This window comes from Rivularia sp. UHCC 0363, assembly GCF_034931125.1.
Taxonomy (GTDB): domain Bacteria; phylum Cyanobacteriota; class Cyanobacteriia; order Cyanobacteriales; family Nostocaceae; genus Rivularia.
The window spans coordinates 1-5,175 of record NZ_JAYGHM010000133.1 but is presented as its reverse complement, the minus strand read 5'-3'; the positions used below and the strand labels follow the sequence as shown (position 1 = coordinate 5,175).

3 protein-coding genes are annotated in these 5,175 nt (G+C 39.9%); 2 read left to right on the top strand and 1 reads right to left on the bottom strand.

From position 1 onward, the window contains the following. Positions 1-257 precede the first annotated feature (257 nt). On the bottom strand, positions 258-980 hold the full coding sequence (locus VB797_RS34540; RefSeq protein ID WP_323242324.1) for a heme oxygenase (biliverdin-producing): 723 nt from the start codon (positions 978-980) through the stop codon (positions 258-260). Between the two features lie 809 nt (positions 981-1,789). On the opposite strand from VB797_RS34540, the gene glmM reads away from it, so the two are divergent. Together glmM and hpsL are read left to right on the top strand one after the other, a co-directional pair. Further along, a complete protein-coding gene (gene glmM, locus VB797_RS34535) occupies positions 1,790-3,265 on the top strand; it encodes a phosphoglucosamine mutase (protein ID WP_323242323.1) in 1,476 nt (491 codons plus the stop codon). 152 nt (positions 3,266-3,417) lie between these two features. Further along, the gene (hpsL, locus tag VB797_RS34530) at positions 3,418-5,091 is read left to right on the top strand and encodes a hormogonium polysaccharide biosynthesis protein HpsL (protein ID WP_323242322.1); all 1,674 of its coding nucleotides are present in this window, start codon (positions 3,418-3,420) and stop codon (positions 5,089-5,091) included. Positions 5,092-5,175 lie beyond the last annotated feature (84 nt).

Genomic DNA, 5,175 nt, shown 5'->3' with positions numbered 1-5,175 from the left:
TTTCGTTCCTCAACCCAACCTACGAACTACAAACTAGATGTAAAAAAATCTTGCTCGCTAGGTATTATTTAAATATTCTCTTGCTTTACATTATTTCGTTTGAATTTTTAGATAATGTTGGGCTTCGTTCCTCAACCCAACCTACAAGATTGTTAAAAAATAATATTAGGGGCAACATCCTTATAATTACTAATACTTTGCACTAACAATCATAAGGACACCACCCCTACAAATTAATTATTTCAAGTTAATCAATCTTAATCAGCGGTTGCTAATCCGGTTTCAGTATTACCGCGATTGCGACGACGAGTAAGAGAATTAAATAACATTTGTCCGATCGCTTTAATCAAATTACCTTCCAACTCTTGGAACATTTTCATGTTCATGCCAAAAGCTGCATTGGCTTCATCAACAATTCTATCTGCTGTTGCTTCGTCGATAGGCATTTCATCTAAAGCTTGACGATATTTTGCTTTAAATGCTTTTTCGTCGTCAATCTGCTCAAATTCGTAGAAAGCAATACCTTCTCCTTCATTGAGATTCATTGCTGTTTGAGCAATGTTTTTCAGGATTTGTCCGCCGGATAAGTCACCCAAGTAACGAGTGTAGGAATGCGCGACTAATAATTCGGGTTCTTTCTCCGATACTTCGCGGATGCGCTGTACGTATGCTTCACCGGCTGGCGATAGCTTGATTTGTTCGCGCCAGTTAGCACCGTAGTAATAGCTGAGGTCTTGCTCTAAACTATGCTGTCTGTAGAGTTCCTTAAAATCAATTTTGGATACAACTGGATGGTTGGCGTGTCTTTCCAATTCTTCTTCCATCGCCGTGTAAGCAAAGTAGAAGTTGCCAACTAGCTTACGATAAGAATTTTTTTCAACGACTCCTTTTAAAAAGCACTTAACAAAACCAACGTTTTCTGCCATTGTATGGGCTTTCTTGGTGCCTACACGTAATTTGGTTGCTAAATTACTGCTCATACTAAATTTCTCAACAATAAAAGGTTAACTAAAGGTAAGGTTCAAGTTATGAAGTTGCAAGTGAGTGAATGCCCGTAGGAGCCAATTGGCATCGAATTGATTGCGATCTGTTAAGATAACGTTCAAATCTTAACTTACTTACAATAATTCTACGCGATCGCGAAGCTCAAAACCGCCTCTATCATCCACACTTGTTCATAAATAGGAACAACTACTAAAAGGTAACATTAGAGCTAATTGATGATGATTTCTATTAAAATTTCTTAAGCAATTCCTACAAGTCTGTTTTGGCACTACGATACTCATGCCACTTGATAAAAATATGTAAGTTTCATTGATTTTTATTGCTATAAGTTTCGCTATATTAATTTTTGTATTTTCTGCTCAATTTATTAGCTGCAATGCATGTGTGTTTAGTTTTACATACATTTAAGTGTTAATTCTGATATAAAATTTAAAGTAACTTCAAATGTCGGTCGATACGGTAAATCAGCTTTTAAGTATATTAAGAGCGTAATTTCAGGTAATTACATTTATCAGATTAAAAGAGTTTTAAATTCACTTTAAAGACTCTTTAAATAAGTTTTAAATGCCATCAGGGATAATACTGACTTGATAAAATCTTCATATTTGCTTGATAGAATTCATATGTATATTTGCTCAAAAGTACCCAAACTAGAATAAATTTGTAAAGAGAAAAATAAAAATAATCTAATCAAAAGTCCTGATGCAAAGGTATTCAATAAGAATTGTTCAATCAAGTATAAAGTGTTATTCTCCTGTGTGAGTGTGTGGAGCCTTTTAAAACTATGGTATCATTTATAACTCGAACTCACGGTGGTATTCGTGGAGATTCTGCTTTTGGGGCGAATGGATGGGAAAAAGCTTCTGCAAGTGGTTTCGGACACAATTCCTTAGTACTGCCGAAATCTCCTCTATTCGGTACGGATGGTATTCGCGGACGAGTAGGCGAATTACTGAGTGCGCCTTTAGCGTTGCAAGTGGGTTTTTGGACGGGTATAGTGTTGCGTACCCATGCAGAGAAAATCGGTCCGGTGATTCTCGGACAGGATTCTCGAAATTCTAGCGATATGCTGGCAATGGCTTTGAGTGCGGGCTTAACGGCAGCTGGTTTACAGGTGTGGTATTTGGGCTTATGTCCTACTCCTTGCGTTGCTTATCTAAGTAGCATTACGGATGCTGTGGGTGGAGTAATGATTAGTGCGAGTCACAACCCACCTGAAGACAACGGGATTAAAATTTTCGGTGGTGATGGGATAAAGTTATCCAAGAGTTTACAGCAAGAAATTGAAGCTGGATTGCGCGGTCAAGCATCTCCTGCGGTGAGTATTAGTGATTGTGGAAGGCATTTCTCGCGTCCGGAATTGATTTCAGAATATGCTCAGATATTGAAAGGACCCTTACACGGTCATGTAAATCTTCAAGGAATGAAGGTTGTTTTAGATTTAGCATGGGGAGCAGCAGTTGGTTTAGCACCATCTGTATTCAAGGAATTAGGTGCAGAAGTTATTTCGCTGCACGATCGAGCAGATGGCGATCGCATTAATGTGGATTGCGGTTCGACTCATTTGGACACTTTGCAAGCGGTTGTAAAGGAAAACAATGCCGATTTGGGCTTTGCGTTTGATGGTGATGCTGACAGAGTATTAGCAGTAGACAATACCGGAAGACCGATTAACGGGGATTACATTCTTTATCTATGGGGAAATTCCTTGCAGAAAAAGCAGGAACTACCAGATAATTTAATTGTTTCCACTGTCATGGCAAATTTAGGTTTTGAAAGAGCCTGGAAACAAATTGGCGGTAAATTTACCCGTACCGCAGTTGGAGACCAATACGTACAGGCTGAAATGTTCCGCGCTGGTGGAATGTTGGGAGGGGAGCAATCCGGTCATATCCTTTGCCGTCACTATGGTTTAACTGGAGATGGTTTGCTGACAGCTTTACACATAGCGGCTTTAGTGCATCAAGCAGGTGTACCTTTATCAGAAATGGTAGATGGAAGCTTTTCCACATATCCCCAGCTATTGCATAACGTGCGGGTAGAAGATAGAGAAAAGCGCGTAGGTTGGCAAGACTGCGAGCCGTTGCAGCAGGCTATTTGTCGTGCTGAAGTAGCAATGGGTAGCGCTGGTCGAGTATTGGTTCGCGCTTCTGGTACGGAACCTTTAATCCGAGTCATGGTAGAAGCTGAAGCAGATGACGTTGCTAACTACTGGACAAAAGAATTGGTTGATGTAGTACGGGAACATTTGGTAGCGTAAATTATTTTTGAGATTTGGATTGGTGAATGTTAGTAGGAAGGTTATTTTTTTATCACCTATCAACTAACCTAAATGTGAGTTGTTGGTTATTATCGACTAACTAGTACCTACTAACCATATTTGATTTACTAATCTAAAATCTCAAATTTAATATGCTCAAGTCAAAGAAAAAAAAGAAGAATAAAAAAGAGCAGTCGAAAGAACAACCTACCCTCCCTCTTAAAGAAAGGTTAGCCCAGAAACGCAAAGCCACAAGAGCGCGTGAAGAATTGACCAGCCTACTCTCCAAAGCCGGAGGAGTAGGTATTGTTTTAGGAATTGCGTTATTTTTTGTCGGGGGAATTAAATTAGCAGTTCCCGCTGTAATGGCAGTAATAGTAATAGCACTTTCTTATAAATATCCTCGTCAAGCTTTATTCGGATTTGTTTTTTATATCCCATTTGCGGGTACCGTCACCTACCTGCTGGGGGGAAATGCCATACTTCAATTAGCCAAAGATGGGTTTTACGTTCCAGCAGTTATAGCACTGTGGCAGAAATGCCGTCAGCAAAATTTACCTTTTGTCATTCCCAAAGGTATTAAAACACCATTACTGATTTTATTAACTTTATGTATTTGCACGCTATTGTTTGTCAATGGAATGCAGCAATTTAACCCCGAACCTCCAGCCTTATTCAAGACACCACCGAAAGAGATACCTTTGGGGATGGGGATTTTGGGATTGAAAGTACTCATGGGTTACATACCCTTGATTACCTGTGCTTATTATTTAATTCGTAATAAAAAGGATTTTTTATTTGTAACTCGTCTTCAAGTTGTCCTGATACTCCTGTGCTGCGTGCTGGGAGTTGTTCAATATGCGTTACTAGTTGCAGGTATCTGTGAAGGGACTCGTGATGCTACGGGAGTTGATTTATTTAAAGCAACATTAGAAGCCCGGTGTTTTATTGGTGGTGCCTTAGTTTACAGTCCCAGCCAAGGGATAATTCGATTACCAGGTACTTTTGTTGCACCTTGGCAATGGGCATGGTTTTTAATTTCCAGTACATTTTTTACATTTGGTACCGGATTTAGCGACCCTTCCTTGAAGTGGAGGTTGTTTGGTTTAGTTTCCTTGGGAGCAGTGTTTGTTAATGCAGTGATTTCCGGACAAAGAATTGCTTTAGCCTTAGTACCTGCTTGCCTAGTATTATTACTGGTACTGACAGGTCAATTTGCTAACCTCAAACGCTTTGTTCCGATTTTCGGTGGATTAATCTTGATTTTGACAATTGCGATCGCAAGTAATCCCGTAGTTGTTCAAGAAAGAATGGATAGCTTTATCAGCCGTTGGAATGCTTCACCACCCTACGAATTTATCACTCAGCAATTTGAAGAGGTTGCTAACAATACCAAAAACCCATTAGGTAACGGTTTGGGACGAGCGACCAACTCAGCCAGGATCATGGGACCGACTAAATTAGTAGAAACTTACTATCCCAAAGTGATGTTTGAAGTCGGAATTTTGGGAGTATTAGGGTTTTTGGGTTTAGTCACCACCTTAACAGTTTGTGCCTTCAAAACTTATCGTAAAATAAAAAACCGTAATTTCCGTGGTTACGGAGCGGCTTTGTGGGTGTTTATATTGTTTATAAGTTACAACACCTATTACTATCCTTTAGATGTTGACCCGGTTGCTGTTTACTACTGGTTTTTCGCAGGGGTGCTTTTCAAATTACCAGAAATAGACAAGCTAGAGAGACTCAAAGAAGAGCAAAATCAAGAGGTGCAAGAAGTATCTACTATAAGGAAGCGCAAACAGAAAGTAGTGCAAAACCCGCTGTGATGAGGATGGGAGATGGGGAGATGGGGAGATGGGGAGATGGGGAGATGGGGAGATGGGGAGATGGGGAGATGGGGGGATGGGGAG

Excerpts from the sequence above, each read along its gene's own strand:
- VB797_RS34540 (WP_323242324.1), bottom strand. The coding sequence starts at position 980 with ATGAGCAGTAATTTAGCAACCAAATTACGTGTAGGCACCAAGAAAGCC.
- glmM (WP_323242323.1), top strand. The coding sequence starts at position 1,790 with ATGGTATCATTTATAACTCGAACTCACGGTGGTATTCGTGGAGATTCT.
- hpsL (WP_323242322.1), top strand. The coding sequence starts at position 3,418 with ATGCTCAAGTCAAAGAAAAAAAAGAAGAATAAAAAAGAGCAGTCGAAA.